Source organism: Kitasatospora arboriphila (genome assembly GCF_039528095.1).
GTDB classification, from domain to species: Bacteria; Actinomycetota; Actinomycetes; order Streptomycetales; family Streptomycetaceae; genus Kitasatospora; species Kitasatospora arboriphila.
In genome coordinates this window covers 72,662-95,842 of the sequence record NZ_BAAALD010000013.1, presented here as the reverse complement: position 1 = coordinate 95,842, position 23,181 = coordinate 72,662, and the positions used below count along the sequence as shown (strand labels likewise).

At 73.4% G+C, this 23,181-nt stretch carries 18 protein-coding genes; 7 read left to right on the top strand and 11 right to left on the bottom strand.

What is annotated here, in order from left to right; all coding sequences use genetic code 11:
• Positions 1-9: 9 nt before the first annotated feature.
• The gene (locus ABD353_RS10110; RefSeq protein ID WP_344623160.1) at positions 10-1,611 is read right to left on the bottom strand and encodes a hypothetical protein; all 1,602 of its coding nucleotides are present in this window, start codon (positions 1,609-1,611) and stop codon (positions 10-12) included.
• A 307-nt stretch (positions 1,612-1,918) separates the two neighbouring features.
• On the bottom strand, positions 1,919-2,818 hold the full coding sequence (locus ABD353_RS10105) for an aminoglycoside phosphotransferase family protein (protein ID WP_344623159.1): 900 nt from the start codon (positions 2,816-2,818) through the stop codon (positions 1,919-1,921).
• 113 nt (positions 2,819-2,931) lie between these two features.
• Between ABD353_RS10105 and ABD353_RS10100 the strand changes: the two genes are divergently transcribed.
• On the top strand, positions 2,932-3,822 hold the full coding sequence (locus ABD353_RS10100) for a S41 family peptidase (RefSeq protein WP_344623158.1): 891 nt from the start codon (positions 2,932-2,934) through the stop codon (positions 3,820-3,822).
• 91 nt (positions 3,823-3,913) lie between these two features.
• Here the strand turns inward: ABD353_RS10100 and ABD353_RS10095 are convergent, their stop codons facing one another.
• Positions 3,914-5,839 carry a lamin tail domain-containing protein gene (locus ABD353_RS10095; RefSeq protein WP_344623157.1) on the bottom strand — a complete coding sequence of 642 codons (1,926 nt, stop codon included), beginning with the start codon at positions 5,837-5,839 and terminating at the stop codon, positions 3,914-3,916.
• A gap of 197 nt (positions 5,840-6,036) precedes the next feature.
• Positions 6,037-7,566 carry a hypothetical protein gene (locus ABD353_RS10090; RefSeq protein ID WP_344623156.1) on the bottom strand — a complete coding sequence of 510 codons (1,530 nt, stop codon included), beginning with the start codon at positions 7,564-7,566 and terminating at the stop codon, positions 6,037-6,039.
• Between the two features lie 159 nt (positions 7,567-7,725).
• Here ABD353_RS10090 and ABD353_RS10085 point away from each other — a divergent pair, with 159 nt between their 5' ends.
• Entirely contained in the window at positions 7,726-9,018 is a 1,293-nt protein-coding gene (locus ABD353_RS10085; protein WP_344623155.1) for an MFS transporter, read from the top strand.
• 147 nt (positions 9,019-9,165) lie between these two features.
• Positions 9,166-9,891 (top strand): class I SAM-dependent methyltransferase, encoded by a 726-nt coding sequence (locus ABD353_RS10080; protein WP_344623154.1) that lies wholly within the window; start codon positions 9,166-9,168, stop codon positions 9,889-9,891.
• Positions 9,892-9,911: 20 nt separating this feature from the next.
• Here the strand turns inward: ABD353_RS10080 and cydB are convergent, their stop codons facing one another.
• The 5 genes from cydB to ABD353_RS10055 all read right to left on the bottom strand — a co-directional run bounded on the left by cydB (position 9,912) and on the right by ABD353_RS10055 (position 16,110).
• Positions 9,912-10,928 carry a cytochrome d ubiquinol oxidase subunit II gene (gene cydB, locus ABD353_RS10075; protein ID WP_344623153.1) on the bottom strand — a complete coding sequence of 339 codons (1,017 nt, stop codon included), beginning with the start codon at positions 10,926-10,928 and terminating at the stop codon, positions 9,912-9,914.
• Between the two features lie 11 nt (positions 10,929-10,939).
• Positions 10,940-12,322, bottom strand: a complete 1,383-nt coding sequence (locus ABD353_RS10070; protein WP_344623152.1) for a cytochrome ubiquinol oxidase subunit I — start codon at positions 12,320-12,322, stop codon at positions 10,940-10,942.
• A gap of 123 nt (positions 12,323-12,445) precedes the next feature.
• Entirely contained in the window at positions 12,446-13,819 is a 1,374-nt protein-coding gene (zwf, locus tag ABD353_RS10065) for a glucose-6-phosphate dehydrogenase (RefSeq protein ID WP_344623151.1), read from the bottom strand.
• A 17-nt stretch (positions 13,820-13,836) separates the two neighbouring features.
• On the bottom strand, positions 13,837-15,417 hold the full coding sequence (locus ABD353_RS10060; RefSeq protein ID WP_344623150.1) for a GMC oxidoreductase: 1,581 nt from the start codon (positions 15,415-15,417) through the stop codon (positions 13,837-13,839).
• A 63-nt stretch (positions 15,418-15,480) separates the two neighbouring features.
• Positions 15,481-16,110: a gluconokinase gene (locus tag ABD353_RS10055; RefSeq protein ID WP_344623149.1), complete on the bottom strand. Its 630-nt coding sequence runs from the start codon at positions 16,108-16,110 to the stop codon at positions 15,481-15,483.
• 87 nt (positions 16,111-16,197) lie between these two features.
• On the opposite strand from ABD353_RS10055, the gene ABD353_RS10050 reads away from it, so the two are divergent.
• Positions 16,198-17,160 carry a 2-hydroxyacid dehydrogenase gene (locus ABD353_RS10050; RefSeq protein WP_344623148.1) on the top strand — a complete coding sequence of 321 codons (963 nt, stop codon included), beginning with the start codon at positions 16,198-16,200 and terminating at the stop codon, positions 17,158-17,160.
• A gap of 9 nt (positions 17,161-17,169) precedes the next feature.
• On the opposite strand, the gene ABD353_RS10045 is transcribed toward ABD353_RS10050, so the two are convergent.
• Both ABD353_RS10045 and ABD353_RS10040 read right to left on the bottom strand, forming a co-directional pair.
• Positions 17,170-18,132: a cyclase family protein gene (locus tag ABD353_RS10045; RefSeq protein WP_344623147.1), complete on the bottom strand. Its 963-nt coding sequence runs from the start codon at positions 18,130-18,132 to the stop codon at positions 17,170-17,172.
• A 17-nt stretch (positions 18,133-18,149) separates the two neighbouring features.
• Positions 18,150-19,970 carry a glycoside hydrolase family 15 protein gene (locus tag ABD353_RS10040; protein ID WP_344623146.1) on the bottom strand — a complete coding sequence of 607 codons (1,821 nt, stop codon included), beginning with the start codon at positions 19,968-19,970 and terminating at the stop codon, positions 18,150-18,152.
• 227 nt (positions 19,971-20,197) lie between these two features.
• On the opposite strand from ABD353_RS10040, the gene ABD353_RS10035 reads away from it, so the two are divergent.
• From ABD353_RS10035 to ABD353_RS10025, 3 genes are all read left to right on the top strand, one after another.
• Positions 20,198-20,743: a TetR/AcrR family transcriptional regulator gene (locus ABD353_RS10035; RefSeq protein WP_344623145.1), complete on the top strand. Its 546-nt coding sequence runs from the start codon at positions 20,198-20,200 to the stop codon at positions 20,741-20,743.
• Between the two features lie 150 nt (positions 20,744-20,893).
• A complete protein-coding gene (locus tag ABD353_RS10030; protein ID WP_344623144.1) occupies positions 20,894-21,820 on the top strand; it encodes a TauD/TfdA dioxygenase family protein in 927 nt (308 codons plus the stop codon).
• 50 nt (positions 21,821-21,870) lie between these two features.
• A complete protein-coding gene (locus ABD353_RS10025) occupies positions 21,871-23,172 on the top strand; it encodes an MFS transporter (protein ID WP_344623143.1) in 1,302 nt (433 codons plus the stop codon).
• Positions 23,173-23,181: the final 9 nt, after the last annotated feature.

Below are 23,181 nucleotides of genomic sequence, written 5' to 3'. Positions count from 1 at the left end.
GGGACGAGGTTAGCGATCGGCACCGTCGGCCTGGGCAGGTGCCCGGGTGCCCTTCTGGTGGCGGCCGTCGGCCCGATCGGTCGGCTCGCCGACGCGTCCGCCCGTCCACGCGTCGACGGTGGCCACCAGCGCGTCGGGCGCGAGCCGTTCCAGCAGGGGCAGGACCTTGAACCAGCCGTCGAGTGCCGCCGCCCGGACGGCCAGCCTGCGGGCCTCCGACGGTTCGTACGACTCGGTGAGCACTTCGGCGAGTTCGGTCAGCGCGCGGGCCCGGGTCGCCCGGTGGACGATCGTCCGGGCGAGCGCCTCCGCCCGTTCCCGCTGCCCGTGGCGGGCCGTCTCCGGGACCACCGCCACCAGGGCGTGGTCCCGCAGCCACGGGTCGTCGATCGTGTCGGCGAGCCTCACGGCCCGGTCGGTCTCCCCCTGCCGGGCGAGTTCGCGGACCACGGCGACCAGTGCGTGACTGCGCGCCGCGCCGTCGCCGATCGCCCGGGCGAGCTCCTCCGCCCGGCCGGTGTCACCGCCGCGGGCCAGCTCCGCCACGATCTGCGTCTGCCGCTCCTCGCGGATGTCCGGGGCGTGCATCGCGTCGGCGAAGGCAGCGGCCCGCTCGACCTGCCCGTGCAGGGCCAGCATGCGCGCCGCCGCCGTGCACAGCGCGATGGCCTCCCCGGAGGACGTGGCACAGGCACCGAGCAGAATCTGCGTCCGGTCCGCGAGGGCGAGGGCCGTCTCCACGTCGGTGCTCGCGGGGGCCGAGGCGAGCACGACCGTCATGACCCAGGCGTCGAGGGGCGACCGGCGCGGACGGCGGAGCAGCGCGTCGAGGCGGTCCAGGTCCCCCCGGCCGAGGTCGCGCACCAGCACCGTCGCCAGCGGCCGTGGACGGTCCCGGTCGAAGCCCCCGCCGTGGCGCCCCCGGGACCGCGCCCAGTCCTCCAGCCGGTCGGCGAGGTCGTCCGCCCGGTCCCGGTCGCCGACGAGGTCGGCCACCTCGAGGAGGAGGACGAGCACCTTCGCCGCCGACGGATCGCTGCAGAGCACGTGGTCCTCGGCACGATCGGCGAACGCGAGCGCGGCGCGGGTGTCGCCGCCGTCCGCCACCGCCTTGGCCAGCAGCGCCCAGGTGACGGCCCAGTGGTGGGGATAGCGGACGGTCTCCGCCAGCGCCACGGCCCGGTCGCGTTCACCGGCCCGCGCCCAGGCCGACACCTGGCCGACCAGCGCCTGGTCCCGGCACTGCCGCAGGGCGATGGAGTCGGTGAGCGCCTGGGCCCCGTGCACGTCCCCCGCGTCGGCCGCGGCCCGCACCACGGCCAGCAGCCTCTCCGCCCGGCGGAGTTCGTCCCCGGTCGACAGGGCCAGCTCGGCCGCCAGCGGCAGGTGTCCCGTTCGGGCGAGCCCCGCCAGCAGCCACGGGGGGAGGGACCCGGCGTCGGCGCCGAACCGCGGCGGTGCGGACAGCCGCAGGAGGGTCACCAGACAGGGGGCGAATCCGCTCCGGGCGGTGTCCCGTCCGGCGTCCTCCTCCGGCGCGAGCCCGCGACCCACCTCCCACTGCCGCAGGAACGGAAGCGCGTGCCCCCACTGGTCCAGCCCGTTCCGCATCCCCGCAGCCCCTCCCGCGCCGACTCGCCTCCCCCAGCATGACGGCGCCCGCCGACACCGTCACCGGCCGGGTGCACCGCCAGAACCGTCCGAGCACCCTTGAGGGCAACTCCAGGAGCTGTCTTCAAGGGCACTCGGGAGGTCGATTCAGGGGCGCGGGGAACTGCGCAGTCCGAGAGTGGTGCCCCTGACCAATCCGGCTCAGCCCTGGGCCGCATCCGAATTGCGCAGTTCTCCCCCAGCCTTCGGCCGGGAGGTGCCCCCCACACGCCCCTATGCGGCACCCATACGCCTGCGAAGACACACCCTAGGCCTCCGCGAGCACCGTCCGGATCACGTGCCGGGCGTTGTCCGCCATCGCCCGGTTCGTCCTGCGGTAGTACGGCAGCGCGATCAGTGCCTGTGAGAGCGTCCGTCCCCGGCCCCTGGTCCAGGTCGCGTCGTCCACGTCGAGCGCCGCGCGGAAGACCTCCCTCGCGTCGGCGGGCAGCAGGTTCCACGCCGGGAACAGGTCGCAGGCCGGGTCCCCCGCCCCCGCGCACCCGAAGTCGATGACCGCGGTCAGTCTGCCGCCGGCCACCAGCAGGTTGCCCGGCATGAGGTCGGCGTGCAGCCACACCGGCGGGCCGTCCCGGACCGGGGCCCGCAGCGCCTCCTCCCACACCGAGGTGGCGGCGTCGCAGTCGACGCCTTCCTCCGGGATCCCGCGCAGTTCCTCGATCGCCGCCCGGGTCGCGGCGTCGAGCGAGGCGACCGGCCCACCGCGGTGGGCCTGCGGCGCGGCCGGCAGGGTGATGCTCCGCATCGCCGTGACGAATCCGGCCAGGTCCTCGGCCAGCAGGACGGGTTCGCTCAGCGCCCCGGGCTCGGGGTTCTCCCCCGCGAGCCAGCGGTACACCGACCACGGCCACGGATACCCCTCGGCCGGCCTGCCTGCTCCGAGCACCTCGGGGACGGGCGTGGGCAGGTGGGGCGCGAGCCGGGGCAGCCACGTCCGTTCGAGCGCCACGTCACCGGCGCCGCCCGCCACCAGCGGAAGCCGCACGACCATGTCCTCGCCCAGCCGGTACATGGCGTTGACCGTGCCATCGGACGGCACCCGCTCCACCGCCGCCCCGGCCCACCGGGGGAACTGCCCGGCGACCAGCCGCCGCACGAGGTCGCCGTCGACGGGGTGCATGCCGGGGTGCATCTGCCCTGTGCTCATGACACCCCATCCGATCGCCGGACGCCCCCGAGCGTCAACCCCTGTCGCGCCGGGCCCGCCGTTGTCGTTACTCGTTTGCCCACGGACTCCGAACCGCTCAGAATGCAGCCACTATGACGCTTCATCACGAGATACTCGAGACCGCTCTGGCCCGGATCACGGCCGGATACGTGTTCCCCGAGCAGACGGCCGGCATCGATGCCGTGATCCGTCGCCGGCTGGCCGAGAGCGCGTACGACGGTTTGGACGAGCGGGAGTTGTGCGAGCGGGTCACCGCGGACCTGCAGCGGGCGTGCCCGGACAAGCACCTGCGGCTGCTGTGGAGCGAGGAGCCGCAGTCGATGGAGGAGGAGCCGGAGGAGGTCAGCCGGGGCCGCTTCGAGGCGTTCAGCCGGGCCAACAACCACGGCGTCCGGCGGGTCGAGCAGCTCGACGGCAACATCGGCTACCTCGACCTGTCCATGATCGCGCCTGCCGAGCTGGGCGGTCCCCTCTTCGGTGCGGCGATGCACCTGCTCGCCGCCACCGACGCGCTGGTGGTCGACCTGCGCCGGTGCCTGGGCGGTTCGCCGGAGGGGGTGCAGCTGTGGTGCAGCTACTTCTTCCCCGGTGACGAGACGCACCTGAACGACATCTACGACCGGGCCACCGACTCGATCCGGCAGTACTGGACGGTCGGCCACCTCGCCGGCCCGCGTTACCTGGACCGCCCGGTCGCCGTGCTGACGTCGGCCGTCACCTTCTCCGGCGGCGAGGAGCTGGCGTACAATCTCAAGGTGCTGGAGCGCGCCACGCTGATCGGCGAGACCACCCGGGGCGGCGCCCACCCGACCTCGCGCATCCCGGTCTCCCCGCACGTCGCCGTCACGGTGCCGACCGCCCGCTCGATCAATCCGGTGACCGGCACCAACTGGGAGGGCGTCGGTGTCCTGCCGGACCTCGCCCTCCCGGCCGACCGGGCGCTGGAGGCGGCGCTGGAGCACCTGCGCGAGCAGCTCGGCTGAGCCTCGGAGCCTCGACCGGGCCTCGGCAACGCCGACGACGGGGAGGGGGCCGCACCGGCCCCCTCCCCGTCCGTGCCATGGGTCGGTCGGATCAGCAGGGGAAGGTGCCGCTGTAGACGGCGTGGCCGTAGGAGGAGCTGCCGTTGCCGAAGCCCTGGATGCCGTCGTCGCTGAAGACCGCCTCGCGGAAGCCGTTGACGCAGGTCGAGGTCGGCGCGATCGCGAAGCCCTCCAGGTTGTCGGTCGGCATGACGGCCGGGTTGGTGTAGGTCACGTCGGGGACGACGGCGCCGGCGGCGTCGACCTTCAGGAAGGTGTGCGTCTCACCGCAGGTGTTGTCGCAGGTGGCGACGATGCGGCTGGTCCCGGCGTCGAACATCACGTCCATCACGGAGACCTTGCCGGTCGCGATCGTGCCGAACGTGGTGAACGTGCCGTCGGAGTTCAGGCCGTAGACGTGCAGCGAGCCGTCCCACTCCAGGCCGGCGAAGAACAGGCCCGATCCGTGCAGCGGGTAGTTCGCCGGGTTGTAGGCGCTGCCGGTCAGCGGGTCGGCCCAGCCGTTGGCGGTCAGCCAGCTGTCCGGCACGTAGCCGACGCCCTCGAAGCCGAGGTTGGCGTCGTCCTTGCTGCCGGTGTCGAGCTGCGGGAACTGCGCGGTCATGTCCCACTGGTGGACGGGCGTGAGCGTCGAGCCGGTCGCGGCCGGGTCGAACTCCATGATCGTGTCCTTGGGGACGGTGTTGTGGGTGTTGTCGCGCTCGGAGGTCACGTAGACGTGGCCGTTGGCACCGACCGTCAGGCCCTCGGAGTCCGGCTCACCGGTGCCGCCCGCGAAGCGGATCTGCTTGCCGGTCGCGCTCCACGTCGCGTCGGGGACCCACTTGCCGTTGCTCTTGACCAGCTTGTACAGCCAGTTCTTGTTCTTGGCGGCCCACAGCACCGTCGGGTTCGCCGGGTCGAACGCCAGCCCGCTGACGTCCCGTCCCTCGGGGCCGGTGGACGTGGTGAACGCGCAGACGTTGTCGGCGATCGTGACGTCCGGGCCGCCCGGCCAGGCCAGGGTGCCGGACGGGGTGGAGCCCGTGCCGGAGGGCGCCTCGGGGGTGCAGCCGCTGGTGAGCGCGCCGCCGCCGCCCAGCAGCTGGCCGGTCTGACCGCCGCCTCCACCGCCGCCGCTGCCGGAGCAGGAGTTCGCGCTGCCGAGCGTCGCGGTCACCGCGGTCTGGAACCGGCCGGTGCCGTTGGCGCAGCGCTCGTCGGACGGCTTGGCGCCGTCGGTCGCCCAGGTCACCGAGTCGACGGTGCTGCCGTTGCCGTCGAGCAGGAAGACCGAGTCGTTGTCGCCCAGGCCGAGGGTGGAGTTGAAGGTGACGTACCCGCCGGCGGGGATGCTGGTCGCGCTCGGCGAGGAGGACGAGATCGAGACCGGGGTGTGGGTGGTGTCGCCGTCGACGTACTTCCACGACCCGATGCCGACGGCGGTCGTGCCGCCGTTGTACAGCTCGACGGTGTCCGAGCCGTTGGAGGCGACCTCGTTGATCCGCACCCGGCTCGCCGCCGGGATCGACGACGGGCAGCCCGGGGCGTTCGCGGCGCCGAACGTGGTCGCGGTGGCCGCGGTCACCCACGCCCCGGTGCCGTCGCCGCCGCAGCGCGCCATCGCCGGCTTCGCCCCGTTGGTCGCCCACTCGACGCGGTCGACCACCGTGCCGTCGGCCGTGTAGATCACCAGCTTGTCGGAGTCGCCCAGTCCCTTGGGCGAGTTGAAGGTGACGAAGCCGCCGGCGGCGATCGTGGTGGAGGAGGGGCTGAACGACTGCGGCGAGAAGCCGTCGTCGGACATCTTCCAGCCGCTGATGCTCACCGCCGTCGACCCGGTGTTGTACAGCTCCACCGTGTCGTTGTTGGACGAGGTGACCTCGTTGATCCGAACGTTCTGGTAGCCGGCCGGGTCGGCGGCCGCGGCGGGCTGCGCGGCGACCAGCCCGGTGACGACCAGACCCGAAAACGTCAAAGCCGCGGCGCACACGGAGGCGACGCCTGCACGCGAGTGTGAGGTATGCACGGGGCCGAACTCTGGTGGCGCGACCTTGAAACGGCGTGTACGGCGGCTGAATGCCGCCCGCTGGCCGCCGTAACGCTGGGCGCCGGTCCGCCGGCGATCACGGCCGGCGGAGACGGAGCGGAGGCATGTCCCCCCCCCCCCGCGGTTCAGCCCCGCCCGGTCGGCCGCAGGTGGCTCTCGGCGTAGCGGAGGAGTTCCCTGCGGGTGCGCTCCGGGTCGGCCGCCGCCGCCGTGGCGCGGCCGGCGGGCAGGTAGCGGATCCCGTCGATCTCGCAGACCAGCGGCCCGGCACCGGTGTCGTGGACCAGGGCGTCGCCGACCGGCGGCGGCCCGCCGATGGTGCCGCGGCCGGTGCCGCGGGAGCCCGAGATCGGCTGGACGTACAGGGGTGCCGCGGTGTCCTCGCCCTCGGGCCGGAACAGCACCAGCACCATCCCGCCGGTGATCTCGCGCAGCCGGACGTAGCGCATCGGCTGCCAGCTGCCGTCCGCCGGGTCGGAGCGCGCGGCGCGCAGCACGGGGCGCCACAGCGAGGACCGGTCGGTGGCGAACCAGCCGATCCGGGCGACGGCGGCGATGCCGAGCGCGCCGAGGAGGAGGAACCGCCAGTGGCCCAGGTGGAAGTGGTCGTCGAGGATGCCGCCGAGGGAGAGCACCAGGAGCACCCAGGCGCCGGTGCCGAGGGCGGTGGCCGCCGCCCAGCGGCGCGGGGGCACGGAGGTGCGGCCGGGGCCGCGGCGGGGCAGGGTGACGCGGGAGCCGGGGTGGTGCCGGTCGGCGTGGCGGGCGGCGGCGGCCAGGTTGGCGAAGGTCAGGCCGCCGTCGAGGGCGGGCCACTGCTCCTCGGTCCCGTCCGCGGCCCCGGCCACCGACGGCACCGGCACGGACCCGGTGCGCAGGGCCCGTCGGACGCGGCGGGTGCAGGCCAGCGGGGTGATCACCAGGCTGGCGGCGAGGCCGAGCAGGCCGAGGCCGCCCGCGCGGGCGGCGGCCACGCCCGGGGTGGTCCGGGTGTCGACGGCCTCGCCGAGGAAGGGCCACGGCAGGGCGATCACCGGCAGGTGGTCGCCGGGGCGGAGGTGCGCGGTGTCGCAGTCGACGTCGCTCTGCTGCGCGCCGCCGTCCCAGCCGACGGTGCAGCCGCCGTTGTCGTGGTCCACGGCGAGGACCTCGGCGGTGGTGCGGTCGCCGAGCAGGGCGACGTCGGCGGGGGGCAGCGCCGTGAACAGGGCGCCGGTGAGGGCGAGGGCCGCCCACATCGGAGCGGCCGGCCGCAGCCGCCGGGCGGGTGCCGGCGCGGGGCGGGGCGGTTCGGCGAGCCAGGCGCCGACGGTCCGTGCGTCCCGGGTGGGCATGCCCAGTTGCAGCACGGTGCCCTCGGGCGTGCGGTAGCGCAGGCCGACCATCTCGACGGCGGCTCCGGTGGCGCGCAGGAGCGTGGCGACCAGGACCTCGCCGCCGTGCGGCAGGGCGGTGGCCGTGCCGGCGCGGTCGAGGAAGACGGGCCCGTCCAGGCGCGGGTCGGCCAGCAGCCTGCCCCTGCGGCCGTCCAGCCGGCACCGGAAGTCCACCGGCCGGCCGGCCGCCAGGGCGTGGCGCCGTCGTGCGGCCGCCCACCGCGCCAGTCCCGCGATGATCATCGGGATCACCACGAAGGCCAAGAAGCTGCCGATCATCCTGCTGTCGTCCCCTTCGTTCGGTCAACGAAGGGTAAAGGTGCCGGTCGTGGGCGCCGCACCGGGGTGCCTGCTCGCCGGAAACGCCCGGCCGGACCCCGGGGTGATGGGCTAGGGTCTCGGCGTGGATCAGCCCGTGCCGCACCCGGCCCTCCCGTCATGAGCCTCGCCCGCGCGTTGGTCGACGTACGGCCGTTGAGGACGTCTCCGCTGTTCCGGCGGTTGCTGATCGGGCGCACGGTGTCCACGCTCGGCAGCTTCATGACCGTGGTCACCGTCATGTTCCAGGTGTGGGACGCGACCCGCAGCACGGTGTGGAGCGGGGCGGTGGGGCTGGCGCAGGCGCTGCCGATGATCGGCATCGGCCTGTTCGCGGGGTCGTGGGTCGACCGGGCCGACCGGCGCCGCGTCTACCTGCTCGGCAACGCCGGTCAGGCGGCCTGTTCGCTGCTGCTGGCCGTCCAGGGGTTCACCGGGCACGTCCCGGTGGCCGCCGTGCTGGCGCTGGTGGCGGTGCAGGCCTCGTTCGGGGCGGTGGGCGCGCCGGCGGCGGGGGTGTTCGTGCCGCGGCTGCTGCCGAAGGACCAGGTGGCGGCGGGGCTGGCGCTGAACCAGGTCACCGGGCAGGCGATGATGCTGCTCGGTCCGGCCGTCGCCGGTGTCGTGCTCGGCTGGTGGGGCATCGGCGTCTGCTACCTGCTGGACGCCGCCAGCTTCGGGGTGTCGTTCGCCGCGTCCTTCGCCCTGCCCGCGATGCCGCCCGTGGGCGAGCAGTCCCGTCCGGGTCTGGGCGGGGTGGCCGACGGGCTGCGCTTCCTGACGGGCCACCGCGTGGTGCGCGGTGCGCTGCTGACGGACCTGGCGGCCACGGTGCTGGCCATGCCGGCCAGTCTCTTCCCTCTGGTCAACAGCGAGCGTTTCGACGGCGACCCGCGCACGCTGGGCCTGTTCCTGTCGGCGCTGGCCGTGGGCGGTGTCGCCACGACCGCGCTGTCCGGTCCCGTCACCCGGCTGGCGCGCCCGGGCCCGGTGATGCTCGGCGCGGCCGGCACGTGGGGCGCGGCCCTCGCCGGGTTCGGCCTGACGACCAGTGCGTGGGCGGGCCTGGGGTTCCTGGTGGTGGCGGGGGCCGCGGACGCGCTGGCCGTCCTGTCCCGCACGACGATCGTGCAGACGTGCACGCCCGATGCGCTGCTCGGCCGGGTGACGGCCGCGGAGACGATCGTCGGCCAGGCCGGCCCCCAGCTGGGGAACCTGCGGGCCGGCGCGGTCGCCGGCTGGTCGTCGGGCGCGACCGCCCTGGTCACGGGCGGGTTGCTGTGCCTGGCGGCGGTGACCGCGGGCGGCGCGTCGACCCCGGAACTGCGGCGCGGCAGCGGTCCGGCGGACGCCCCGACGCCGCCGGCACCGCCGGCGGGAGCACCGGCCGCCCCGGCGGTCGAACCCGGCTGACACACCGTCCCGCACCGGCTCCGCGGAGGTGCCCCCACGCGCCCCTGCTCCCACCACCCGAGCACCGCCCGTCGAAAGCGCCGGAGCCGAGCAGGGCCGAACACACGGGTACGGCCCGTCCCGGGACGCGTCGCTACATTCGGTCGCATGGCTGACGAGATCTTCGGGCACCCCCGGCTGGCTGCCGTCCACGACCCGCTCGACCCGGACCGCAGTGACCTCTGCGCCTACCTCGACCTCGCCCGGCAGGTCGGCGCGGAGCGGGTGCTGGACATCGGCTGCGGCACGGGGGTTTTCGCCCTCCTGCTGGCCGATCGCGGGGTGCAGGTGGTCGGCCTCGATCCCGCCCGGGCCTCCATCGACGTGGCCAGGGCCAAGCCGGGGAGCGAACGGGTGCGATGGATCTGCGGTGACGCGACGGCCCTTCCGCCCCTGCAGGTGGACCTCGTCACGATGACCGCGAACGTCGCCCAGGCGATCGTCTCCCCGGACGCGTGGCGGCGGACGCTGACCGGGGCTCACGAGGCGCTGCGGCCGGGCGGGTACCTGGTGTTCGAGACGAGGGACCCTGCCGCGCGGGCCTGGGAGGCGTGGAACCGCACGGCCTCGCGGCGGGTCACGGAGGTCCCGGGCGTCGGCGGGGTCGAGAGCTGGGTCGACCTGGTCGAGGTGGCGGACCGCCTGGTGACGTTCCGTTGGAACTACGTGTTCACCGCGGACGGCTGCCACCTCACCTCCGATTCGACCCTGCGGTTCCGGGAGCGTCACGAGATCGAGGCCGACCTGGCGGCGGCGGGTTACGGGCTGCAGGAGGTCCGGGACGCGCCCGACCGTCCGGGCAAGGAGCTCGTGTTCGTCGCCCGCCGTCCCTGACCCGCCCCGGCCGCTCCGCCTCAGCTGCTCGGGCTCCGCGGCACGTCGAACTGCTCGGCGGAGACCCGGAGCCGGAAGACGTGGTACGTCCAGCCCTGGTAGGCGAGCACCAGCGGGAAGAAGACGATCGCGACGATGCTCATCACCTTCAGCGCGTAGTTGCCGGAGGCGCTGTTGTGCACGGTGAGGTCGAAGGCGGGGTTGGTGCTCGACACCATCAGCCGGGGGTAGAGGTCGGCGAAGAACGACATGACGGTCGTCGCGATGACGACGGTGGTGGCGACGAAGGCCCAGCCCTCGTGCCGTCCGGCGAGCAGCCAGCCGGCGGCCAGCACCGCGAGCATGGCGACGAGTTCGAGGACGTCGGGCAGGACGCCGCCACCGGCGACGGAGTGCGTCCAGGGCTGGAAGACCAGGACGGCGAGGACGGTGATCGGTGCGATGCGGCGGGCGAGCCACAGCGCGTGCTCCTGCACCGCGCCGGTGGTCTTGAGCGTGATGAAGGTCGCCCCGTGCAGCAGGCAGAGCAGCACCAGGGTGATGCCGGTGAACACCGAGTACGCCGAGAACAGGTCGCCGAAGTCGCCGGTGAACTCCTGGCTCTGGTCGATCGGCACGCCGTGCAGCAGGTTGCCGAGGGCGATGCCGATGAGCAGCGGCACCAGCAGGCTGCCGACGGTCAGCAGGGTGTCCCAGGTGCGGATCCAGCGCACGCTGTCCACCTTGCCGCGGAACTCGAAGGACACGCCGCGCACGATCAGTCCGACCAGCAGCAGGATCAGCGCGGGGTAGAAGCTGGAGAACATGGTGGCGTACCAGGCCGGGAAGGCGGCGAACATCGCGGCCGCGGCGACGATCAGCCACACCTCGTTGCCGTCCCAGAGCGGTCCGATGGTGTTGATCGCCGCTCGCCGGCCGGCCTCGTCGCGGGCGACGAAGGTGTGCAGCATCCCCACCCCGAGGTCGAAGCCCTCCAGGACGAAGAAGCCCGTCCACAGGGCAGCGGTGACGATGAACCAGAACGTGGCGAGCGCCATATCGGGCGGCCTCAGTAGGTCAGGGCCGGGATCGGGGTGTCCTCGGCGGGGGGCGGGGAGAGCTCCTTGCGGGCGTACCTCGTGAGCAGGACGAAGGCCACCGCGGCGAGCGCGGCGTAGAGCAGCAGGAAGACCACCAGGCTGGTGGCGACGGTGGCGGTGCTCACCGACGGGGACACGCCGTTCCTGGTCAGTTGGAGGCCCTGGACGATCCACGGCTGGCGGCCGTTCTCGGTGAGCAGCCAGCCGGCGGTGTTCATCAGGAACGGCAGCACCCCGGCCCAGACCGCGACCCGGTGGAACCACCGTGCGCCGCTGAGCCGTTTGCGCCACAGCAGCCACAGGCCCCACAGCCCGACCAGCAGGACGACCACGGCCAGGTAGGCCATCACCCGCATCGACCAGTACTGGATGAAGATGTTCGGGATGTAGTTGCCGGGCCCGTACTGCTGCTCGTACTGGGCCTGGACGGCGTTGAGGCCGAGGACCTTGCCGTTCCAGTGGTTGGTGGCCAGCAGGGAGAGCAGGTGCGGGATGGCGATGATCTGGGTCGGGGTCATGTCGTTCTTGCCGCCGCTGATCTGGAACAGCGAGAACGAGCAGGGCTGGCAGGTGTCCCACTGCGCCTCGGCGCCGGCGATCTTCATGGGCTGGTACTTGCCCTCGGTGACGCCGAGTTCGCTGCCGACCAGCATCGCCGCGAGGATCACCGGCACCAGGACGACCAGGGCGAGCCGGGCCGCGGCGTGGAAGGCGAGCGGGGAGGACCCCTTGCGCAGCTGCCAGGCGGAGACGGCGAGCATCACGACGGAGCCGGTGACCAGCGAGGCGAGGATGACGTGCAGGTACCCGCGCAGGAACACCGGGTTGGTGAACAGCTTCCAGACGTCGTTGAGCTGGGGCCGGCCGGTGGAAGGGTCGATCGTGTAGCCGACGGGGTGCTGCATCCAGGAGTTGGCGGCCATGATGAACGCCGCGGACAGTGCGCCGCCGACGGCCACCAGCCAGATGGTCGCCAGGTGCACGCGCGGGGGCAGCCGGTCCCAGCCGAACAGCCAGAGCCCGAGGAAGGTCGACTCCAGGAAGAACGCGGCGAGCCCCTCCATGGCCAGCGGCGCGCCGAACACGTCACCGACGGTGCGGGAGTACGCCGACCAGTCCATGCCGAACTGGAACTCCTGGACGAGACCGGTGACCACCCCGACCGCGATGTTGATCACCAGCAGGGTGCCGAAGAACCGCGTGAGCTGCAGGAGTTCGGCCCGGCCGCTGCGGTGCCAGCCGGTCTGCAGCAGGGCGGTCAGGAATCCCAGGCCGATGGTGACCGGCACGAACAGGAAGTGGTAGATCGACGTCATGGCGAACTGCAGCCTGGCGAGGTCGAGTTGACTCATGTGGTCCCCATCGCGAGGTGGCTCGGCCTCAGTCAAGCACGCCCCGGGCGGCCCGGACGGGACGGCACGGCCGGTGTCATCCCGTCGGCCGTCGGCCGATCGGCGTACCCGGGGACGGGCCCGTCACTTCGGGTCGTGCCAGTGGTCGCCGTCGGGCAGCAGGCCGTCGGCCTCCTTCGGTCCCCAGCTGCCCCTGGCGTAGGGGAGGGCGGGTGCCGCGTCGCCCAGGATGGGGTCGACGACCCGCCAGGCGGCCTCGACGGTATCCTGCCGGGCGAACAGCCAGCGGTCGCCGTCCAGGGCCGCGCCGATGAGGCGGTCGTACGGGCGCATGTCGGATCCGGGGACCTCGCTGAAGGAGAGTTCCTCGTGCTTGGCCTGCCAGCCGCCGCCGGGTGCCTTGCCCGCCAGGGTGAGGGAGACCTGCGTCTCGGGCCAGACCCGGAACCGCAGGCTGTTGGCGGCCGGGCTCGGGCGCAGCCCGAACACGTCGTGCGGCGCGCTGCGGAAGTGGATGCTCACCTCGGTCGCCGTCACCGGCATGCACTTGCCGGCGCGGATGAGGATCGGCACGTCCGCCCAGCGCCAGGAGTCGGCGGCGAGCCGGACGGCCGCGAAGGTCTCGGTCGTCGAGCCCGCGGCGACGCCCTCGACGTCGAGGTATCCGTCGTACTGTCCGCGGACGATGTGCTCGGGGGTGAGCGGTCGCAGCGAGGACACCACGTTGGCCTTGGCGTCGCGCCAGGACTCCAGGCCCTCCCCCGACGGCGGCTCGGCCAGCACCGTCGCGAGGACCTGCAGCATGTGGTTCTGGACGACGTCCCGGACGGCGCCGGTGCGGTCGTAGAAGCGGCCGCGGTCGGCGACGTCGAAGGCCTCGGCCATGGTGATCTGGATGCTTCTGACGTGCGTGCGGTTCAGCAGCGGTTCGATGACGGAGTTGGCGAACCGGGCGAAGAGCACGTTCTCCACGGGGTCGAGGCCGAGCCAGTGGTCCACCCGGTAGATCGCGTCCTCGGGGAAGTACTCGTGCATGGTCGCGTTGAGTTCGCCGGCGCTGCGCAGGTCGGTGCCGAAGGGCTTCTCGACCATGACGCGGGCGCCCTTCGCCCGGCCGGCGTCGGCGATCCCCTTGGCGATCCGGCCGAACAGCGGCGGCGGGACCTCCAGGTAGAACAGGGCGCGCTCGCCGCTGCCCATCTCCCGCGCCATGGCCCGGTAGGTCTCGTCGTCGTCCAGGTCGCCGTCCACGTAGCGGAGCAGCCCGAGCATCTTCCGGGCGGCCGGCGTGTTCGGGTCCATCCCGTTGAGTTTCAGCGACGCCTCGGCGTAGTTGCGGAACTGGTCGAGGCCCCAGCCGCTCTTGGCCACGCCGACGACGGGGACGTCGAGCACGCCGCGGTCCACCAGGCCGACCAGGGCGGGGAAGGTCTCCAGCTTGGCCAGGTCACCGGTCGCGCCGAAGATGACCAGGGCGTCCATCTGCTGTGCTGCCATCTCGTTGACCCTCCTGCTCATCGCATGCGGTCGGCGAGGTGGTCGCCGACCCGCAGCGCGTTGGCGATGGCCGTCAGGGACGGGTTCACCGCTCCGATGCTCGGGAAGAAGCTCGTGTCCACGACGTAGAGGTTGTCCAGGTCGTGCGCCTTGCAGGTGACGTCCAGGGCGGAGGACGCCGGGTCGGTGCCGAACCGCACCGTGCCCGCCTGGTGGGCGGTCGCGCCGATGGGCATGCCCTTGTGCAGGTAGATGCTGTGCGAGAGCAGGTGGTGCTCGTGCATCCCCAGCTTGCCGAGCATGCTCTGGAGCTTGTGGCGGAGCCGCTTCAGTCCGGCGGTGTTGTTCTTCTCGTCCAGGGCGAGGTGGACGTTGCCGTCGGCGTCCAGGGTGACCCGGTTGTCGGCGGCGGGGAGGTCCTCGCCGCAGAGCCAGAAGTCGACGGCGTGGTGCGCGAGGACCTCGAACGGCATGTCGGGGGTGACGGCGCCCGCCCAGCGCGGGGCCTCGCCGTGGATCTGCGCGGCGTCCGACTTGCCCAGCATCTGGATCCCGCCCATCGGGAACTCCCAGTCGTCCCCGGCGAGGTACCAGTCGTGGAGGGCCAGGGTCTTCTGGAAGGCCGTCGGGTTGGGCTCCTTGGAGACGGCCATCAGCGCCAGGTTGTTGTGCCGCATGTAGTGGCGGCCGACCACGCCGGAGCTGTTGGCCAGGCCCGCCGGGTGCTTGTCGTTGGCCGAGCGCAGCAGCAGCACGGCCGAGTTCACCGCTCCGCAGGCCACCACGACGATGTCGCCGGTGAAGGTCTCGGTGCTGCCGTCGCCGAGGTCGGCGACCACCCCGGTGACCGTCCGGCCGGTGGGGTCGGTCTCCAGGCGCCGCACGTCGGCGTGGGTGATCATCCGGACGTTGTCGTGCCGCAGCGCCGGGTCCACGCAGATGACCTGGGCGTCCGACTTGGCGCCGATCAGGCAGGGGAAGCCGTCGACCCGGTCGCAGCGGATGCAGGCGCTGTCGTGCGTGGCCTTCCCGGTGGCGTCCTGGGTGAGGTTCACGCCGATCGGCAGGTGGAACGGGTGCAGGCCCTGCTTCTCCAGGTCGTCGCTGAGTTGCTGGATCCGCGGCTCGTGCTCGACCGGGGGGTGGGCGTACTGGGCGCTCGCCGGGCCCTCGGTGGGGTCCTCGCCGTGCCGGCCGTGGACGAGGTAGAGGTGCTCGGCCTGGGTGTAGTAGGGCTCGAGGTCCTCGTAGCGGATGGGCCAGGCCGGGGAGACGCCGTCGTGGTGGCGCAGTTCGCCGAAGTCCTCGGGGCGCAGCCGGAACAGGGCGGCGCCGTAGAACTTGGTGTTGCCGCCGACGTAGTAGTTGACCTCCGGCGGGAAGGCGTTGCCGTCCTTGTCGTACCAGTACTCCGGCGCCCGGTACTTGCCCTTGACGAAGACGGCGGTCGAGTCCCAGTTGTCCCGTTCGCGCGGCAGGTAGCCGCCGCGTTCGAGGACGAGGATCCGTTTGCCGGTCGGGGCCAGCCGGTGGGCCAGGGTGCCGCCGCCCGCGCCGGTGCCGATGATGATGACGTCGTAGTGCTGGTTGTCAGCCACGGGGACTCCGTTTCCGGGCCGGTGCCGCCCTCGCGGGGCGGGCTGGCCGGCGTCCTGCGGTCCTCACCCGCTGCCCCGCCCGGGGGCGGCGGCCGGGCCGGGACCGTCTTCTCCGACGCTAGAGCGGGGATCGCGGGAGGGCGAGCGCAGACGGGCATCGGGGACCGGTCGGGCGGGGCCGCGGGCGAGGGCCTCGATGGCCGCCGCCAGCGTCCGGGCGGCGCTGCCGGCCGTGCTCACCCTGGTGCCGGGTTCGTCGGCGGCGAGGGGTTCGAGCGCGGCGTACTGGGAGTCGAGCAGGCCGGGCGGCATGAAGTGGTCGGTACGCGCGGCGATGCGGCGGGCGGCCACCTCGGGGTCGAGGTCCAGTTCGAGGAACCAGATCCGCGCGCCGGTCCGCCGGAACCGGTCGCGGTACGCCCGCTTGAGTGCCGAGCAGGTGACGACGCCGCTGCGGCCGGCGTCGGCCCACTGCCGGATGCGGTCGGTCAGCGCCGCCAGCCAGGGTTCGCGGTCCTCGTCCGTCAGCGGACGGCCGGCGGCCATCTTGTGGACGTTCTCCGGGCTGTGGAGTGCGTCGCCCTCCAGGAACGGCACGCCGAGACGGGCGGCCAGGGCGGATCCGAGCGTGCTCTTCCCCGAGGAGGAGACCCCCATGACGACGACCACGAGGGGCGCGGGTGCTGCTTCCATGCACGTCTCCCTGCCGGTCGGCGGGCACCGTGTGACACTGGTGCACGTCCACTGTCGTGTGCAGGCCCGGCTCCCGCAGGAGATGACATGCCCGGCGGCGTCGTGAGCGGTCCGCGCGTGCTGCTGCCCTGGGCGCCCGGCGAGGTGGGCGGGCTGCCCGGTGGCTGGACCGCCGCGGTCTGGGACGGCACGGGCGGTCCGCCGGGGGCGGACGTGCTCGGGTCGGTCGAGTTCTTCGTGATCCCGTACACCTTCACGGCGGCCGCCCGGCCGCTGCTGGCCCGGATGCCGCGCTTGCGGGTGCTGCAGTCGCTCAGCGCCGGTGTCGACGACCTGGCACCGCACGTGCCTGCGGGCGTGACGCTGTGCAACGCGCGCGGGGTGCACGACGCGAGCACGGCGGAGCTGGCGGTGACGCTGGTGCTGGCCTCGTTGCGCGGGATCCCCGGATTCGCGGTCGCCCAGCAGGCCGGGCGGTGGTCGGGCGGGTTCCGTCCCGCCCTGGCCGGCCGGACGGTCCTGATCGTCGGCCACGGATCGATCGGCACGGCGGTGGAGGCGCGGCTCGCGGCCTTCGAGTGCGAGGTCGTCCGGGTGGCGCGGACCGCCCGGGAGGGCCCGGGCGGTCCGGTGCACGCGTTCGGGGAGCTGCCGGGCCTGCTCGGTGCGGCGGACGTCGTGGTGCTGACCGTCCCGCTCGTGCCGGAGACCCGCGGGCTGGTCGATGCCGGATTCCTGTCCCGGATGAAGGACGGCGCCCTGCTGGTGAACGTGGCCCGCGGACCGGTGGTGGACACCGGTGCGCTGCTGCGCGAGCTGCGCAGCGGGCGGCTGGCTGCGGCGCTGGACGTCACCGATCCCGAACCGCTGCCGACCGGCCATCCGCTCTGGTCCGCACCGAACGTCCTGATCACTCCTCATGTCGGCGGGAACAGCTCGGCCTTCGAACCGCGCGCCCGGGAGCTGGTGCGCTCGCAGCTCGCGCGCTTCACGGCAGGGCTCGCGCCGGTGAACGTGGTGCCGGGCCCTGCCGGTGCGCCCGGGCGGTAGCCGGAGGGGTCAGAGCACCGCGATCGGGCTGACCGGGGAGCCCGTTCCGCCGACCAGCCGCAGGGGTGCGACCACGCAGAGGAACGACCAGCGGCCCTCCTCGGCGCAGAGCGGCAGCAGGTCCTCGAACTGCAGGTAGTCGAGCAGGTGGACGCCCAGTGCGTGGACGGCGAGCACGTGGACGGGGAAGCCGACTCCGTCGACCGGGCTGGGCGCGCAGTCGTTGTTGCTGTCGCTGCCCAGTACCGCGATCCGCCGCTCGGCCAGCAGTTCCACCGCGCTCGGATGCAGGCCGGCCCGGGCGGCGGCCGCGTCCCACGCCCCCATCTCCCGTCGCCGCCGCCGGTGGCCGACGCGGACGAGGAGCAGGTCGCCCTCGCCGAAGCGCACGCCCTGGGCCTCCTCGGCGGCCAGCAGCTCCTCGGCCGTCACGTGCTCCCCGGGCTCCAGCCAGGGCACCCCGCGCAGCCCGGGGATGTCCAGCAGCACCCCGCGGCCGACGATTCCCGCCCCGGCGAGGCCGACGGAGAGCGCCTCGGCACCGGTCGCGGTCAGCGTGGCCGCGGGGACGCCGCCGTACAGCGTGCCGTCGTAGACGACGTGGCACAGCGCGTCGAGGTGGCTGTCGGCGTCCCCGTGCACATTCATCTCGATCCGGTCCCGGGCGAACTCCAGCCCCTGCCCGCGCAGGTGCCCGGCGACCGCGCCGGTCATCGGGTGGTGGGCGGGCTCGGGATTGTCCGGCCTCGCGCGGGTCGCCACGGTTGCCGCCAGGCTCACGTGACGGCCCGTCCGCACCTCGCCCACGGCCGCCAGGACGTGCGCCGGGGTGATGCTCTCCAGGGCCCCGCGCGGGCGGGCACCGGTCGGGGCCGCGGCAGCGACGCGCCGGTACAGGTCGTCGAACGCGGCCCGGTCGAGCCGTGCCGCGCCCGGCTGCTGCGGCGGGTTCCGGTCCTGCTCCTCGTCCATGCTCCGCTCCCCTGCGGTCAGCGCCGGGTGGCGCGGTCCAGGGCGTCGTCGAGCGAGGACGCCGCCATGATGAGCGAGAGGTGGGTGAACGCCTGCGGGAAGTTGCCGAGTTGCTCGCCGGAGGGGCCGATCTCCTCGGCGAACAGACCCACGTGGTTGGCGTAGGTGAGCATCTTCTCGAAGGCGTAGCGGGCCTGCCGCAGCCGGCCGGCGCGGGCGAGCGCGTCGACGTACAGGAAGGTGCAGAGGCTGAAGGTGCCCTCCGAGCCGCGCAGGCCGTCGGGCGACGCGGCCGGGTCGTAGCGGTAGACGAGGCTGTCGGAGACGAGTTTGCGGTCCATCGCGTCCAGGGTGGACAGCCAGGCGGGGTCCTTTGGTCCGAGCAGGCCCACGCGCGGGATCAGCAGCAGCGAGGCGTCGAGGACGTCGCCGTCGTAGTGCTGGACGAGCGCCCGCTCCTTCTCGCTCCAGCCGCGCTCCATGATCTGCTTCAGCACGGCGTCGCGGGTGCTCCGCCAGCGGACGATGTCGGCGGGTCGGCTGAACTCCTCGGCCAGGCGCATGCCGCGGTCGAAGGCGACCCAGGTCATCACCCGGCTGAAGGTGAAGTCCTTGCGGCCGCCGCGGGTCTCCCAGATCCCTTCGTCGGGGCGGTCCCAGTTGTCCGCGAGCCAGTCGAGGGTCTTCGCCGCGGCCTGCCACCCCTCGTAGCCCGGCTGGACGCCGGACTTCCGGCCTTCGGCGAGGGCGTAGAGGGCTTCGCCGTAGATGTCGAGCTGCAGTTGGTCCATCGCGGCGTTGCCGGCGCGCACCGGGGCGGATCCGCGGTAGCCCTCGAAGTGTTCGAGGATCTCCTCGGTCAGCTGCGGGTCGCCGTCGATGCGGTACATGATCTGCAGGCGCTCGCCGGGGAGGTCGAGGCGCTCGCGCAGCCGTTCGTTCAGCCAGCCGGTGAAGGCCTCCGCCTCCTCGGTGAAGCCCAGGTCCAGCAGGGCGCGCACCGAGAGGGACGCGTCGCGCACCCAGGTGAAGCGGTAGTCCCAGTTGCGCTCGCCGCCGACCTGCTCCGGCAGGCCCATGGTGGGTGCGGCGACCAGGCCGCCGGTCGGGGCGTAGGTGAGCAGCTTGAGGGTGATCGCCGAGCGGTGGACGGCGTCCGGCCACCGGCCGCGGTAGTTCGACTGGCGGACCCAGGTCTGCCAGTGGTCGACGGCCTCCCACAGCTGCTCGGTGAGCCGGGCCTCGGTGGGCGGCGGCGGGGCCTCGCCGTCGGGGCCGCAGGAGGTCATGACGACGCCCGAGGTCTGGCCGGCGTCGAGCGTGACCGTGCCGCGGACGTCCCGGTCGGACCGGTGCAGCGGGAACAGCGCGCGCAGGTGCAGTGCCGCGCCGGGCGCGCGGAAGACGGCGTCCTGGCCGTCGACGGTCACCTGGTGGTCGGCCCGGCCGTAGTCGAAGCGCGGCCGGCAGTCGAGTTCGAACCGGACGGTGCCGCGGACGGCGCGGACCGCCCGGATCAGGGTGTGGCGGTCCGAGGCGCGCTTGCTGTTGTCGGGGAGCATCCAGTCGATGACCTCGCCGACGCCGTCCTCGGACATGAACCTGGTGACCAGGACTGCGCTGTCCGGGTAGTAGAGCTGACGGCAGGTCGGGGCGTGCTCCACCGGGGCCAGCCGGAAGTGGCCGCCGCGGTCGTGGTCCAGGAGGGCGGCGAAGATGCTGGGCGAGTCGAACCGCGGCGCGGCGAACCAGTCCACCACGCCCTTCGAGGAGATCAGCGCGGCGGTCTGCAGGTCTCCCACCAGTCCGTGGTCGGCGATGGGCGGGTAACGGTCCATGAGCTCTCCGAGGTCTCGGCTTCCTCGGCGCAGCGTAGCCGTTATGTCACGGATGTCCTGGTATGACGCGAGACTGTCGTGACGGTCCGGCCGACGCCACTGCCGCCTCCTGCGCCGTGCCGGGGTCCGGCGCCGGCCGGGGCCGGGGCGCCCGTATGCTCGCAGGCATGGGCGGTACACAGGCACGCGGTGGCGGGCGCGGACCAGGACGGCCGCGGGAGGAGCGGGTGACGGGCGCCGCCCTGAACGCGGTGATCGAGCTGGTCACCGAACAGGGCATCCGGGCGGTCACCATGGACGCCGTGGCCGCCCGGGCGGGCGTCAGCAAGCCGGCCATGTACCGGCGCTGGCCGTCCAAGCAGGCCCTGGTGATCGCGGCCGCCGAGAGCCGGATCGGGCCGCTCTCGGTGCCCGACCTCGGTGATCTGCGGGCCGAACTGCGCGAGGTGCTGACCACGCGTCTGGCCTCCTACCGGATGCCCGGCACGGACCGGCTGGTGGCCGAGCTGATCGGCGCCGCCGCCGCGGCGGAACCCGGCGAGCACGGCGCCTACGCGGCCTACACCGACCGGATCATGGCGGAGACCCGCATCATCCTGGAGCGGGGCATCGCCCGGGGCGAGGTCCGCCCGGAGATCGACATCCGCTCGGCCGCGACCCTGGTGGCGGCCCCGATGATCTACCGGCTGCTGGCGGAGCGCGAACTGCCGGACAGTCATCTCGTCGACGACCTCGTCGACTTCGTGGTGCGCGCGGTCAGCCGCACCTCCTGATCCGCGCATCCCCCGGCCGCCGGGGGGCGGACGCGCCCCTTGTTTCGCCAGGGTGCGTCACCGAATCTCCTCGTCCCAGCCTCTTGCCCTGTCGCGGGCGAATATCAATACTGCCGGTAACGAATTCCGCCGCGAACCGTGGAGGACCGCATGGGCACCGCCGTGAGCACCACCTCGCACCCGATCCTCGCCAAGCCGCTGTTCCACGCCGGCCGCCGCCGGCTGGAGCGGACGGCGCCCGACACTCCGCACGCCGACTTCCGCCTGCTGGAGATCACCCCGATGACCCCGCACATCGGCGCCGAGATCACCGGCGTCGACCTCGCCGACCCGATCGGCGAGGACCTCGCCGCCGAACTGCGCCGGGCCCTGGACGAGTGGAAGGTGATCTTCTTCCGGGACCAGCACCGCTTCGACGCCCGCGCCCACCTCGCCCTGGCCGGCGTGTGGGGGCCGCCCGAGCCGAACCCGTTCTTCCCCAAGGGCGACACCGCCGGGGTCTCCCGGCTCGCCAAGGACGCCACCGCCATCGGCCAGGAGAACATCTGGCACAGCGACCACTCCTTCATGGCCGCCCCGGCGATGGGCTCCGTCCTGCGGGCCGTGGAGGTCCCGGCCGCCGGCGGCGACACCATGTGGGCCGACATGGGCGCCGCGTACGACAACCTCGACGCCGGGTTGCGTGCCCGTATCGAGGGCCTGACCGCGGTGCACGACTGGGAGCCCACCTGGGGCTCGTTCATGACCCCCGAGCAGATCGCCGCCCTCAGGACGGTGCTGCCCCCGGTCGAGCACCCCGTCGTGGTGGACCACCCGCGCACCGGCCGCCCGACCCTGTACGTCAACGAGCCGTTCACCACCCGCATCGCCGGCCTGCCCGAGGCGGAGGGCCGCGAGCTGCTGCACCTGCTCGGCCTCCAGGCGCGGATCCCCGAGTTCCAGGTGCGCTTCCGCTGGCAGCCGGACTCGATCGCGATCTGGGACAACATCGCCACCCAGCACTACGCGATCAGCGACTACTACCCGCAGCGGCGCGTCATGGAGCGGATCGCCGTCGCCGGCGGCCCGCTCACCTGACCCGGGACGCCCCCACCCCCCTTGCCGGCCGCCACCCCCGCGGAGCCCCGATGACCGACACCGACGTCAGAACCACCGCCCTGCCGGCCACCGACCCCGGGCGCCGCGCCTGGACCGTGACCGGCCTGCTGGCGGTCTTCATGATGATCAATTTCGCCGACAAGTCCGTCCTCGGCCTCGCGGCGGACCCGATCCGCCGCGAGCTCGGCCTGTCGGCGACCGCCTTCGGGCTCGCGAACAGCGCCTTCTTCCTGCTGTTCTCGATCTCCGGCGCCGCCGTCGGCCTGCTCTCCGACCGGGTGCGGCCGCGCCGGCTGCTGCTGGCCATGGTGCTGCTCTGGTCGCTCGCCCAGGCGCCCATGGCCCTCGGCGGCGGTGCCGCCCTGCTGGTGGCCTCGCGGATCCTGCTGGGCGCCGCGGAGGGACCCGCCTTCCCCGTCGCCCAGCACACCGCCCTCTCCTGGTTCCCCGACCGGCGGCGCAACCTGCCGGGCGCGCTGGTGATGGCCGGAACCACCCTGGGCGTGGTGGTCGCCGCGCCCGGGCTGACCTGGGTCGTCCACCACCTGGGCTGGCGCTCCGCGTTCGGCGCCGTCGCCGTCGCGGGCATGCTGTGGGCCGTCGTCTGGACCCTCGCCGGACGGGAGAACGGCCTCACCGCCGACACCGACCGGCCGCACCGGGATCCGGCCCCGGACACGATCGGCGCGCCGCCCGCCGGCCCGTCCTACCGGCGGATCCTCGCCACCCGGACCTGGATCGGCAGCACGGCCGCCTACTTCGGCACCTACTGGATGACCGCACTGCTGCTGGTCTGGGTGCCGAGCTACCTCCACGACGGCCTCGGCTACTCCGACACCGCCACGGCGAATCTGGTGGCCGCCCTGTGGGCCGTCAACACGCTCGCCCTGCTGGGCCAGGCCTGGCTGACCGGCCGACTGCTGCGCCGGGGCGTCGCCAGCCGCTGGGCCCGGGCCCGCGTCGGCGGGGCCGTCCTGCTGGTCTCCGCACTGGCCTGCCTCGCCCTCCCCGCGGTGCCGCACTCCGCGGCCACCGTGCCGCTGCTGATCGCCGCGTTCGGCCTCGGCGGCACGATGGTGACCGTCGCGGTGACCACGGTCGCCGAAGTCGCACCCGAGCACCGCCGCGGCGGCGCCCTCGGCCTCATGAACGCCGTCGTCACCACCGCCGGCCTGGCCGCCCCCGTCCTGACCGGCCACCTGGTCGATCTGCACGGCGGCGCCGGCTACGGCCTCGCCGTCCGGATCGCCGGTCTCCTGCTGCTGCTCGGCGCGGCCGCCACGCTGCTCGTCGACCCCGCCCGGGACATCACCCGCCTCCGCTCCGCCTGAACCCGACCG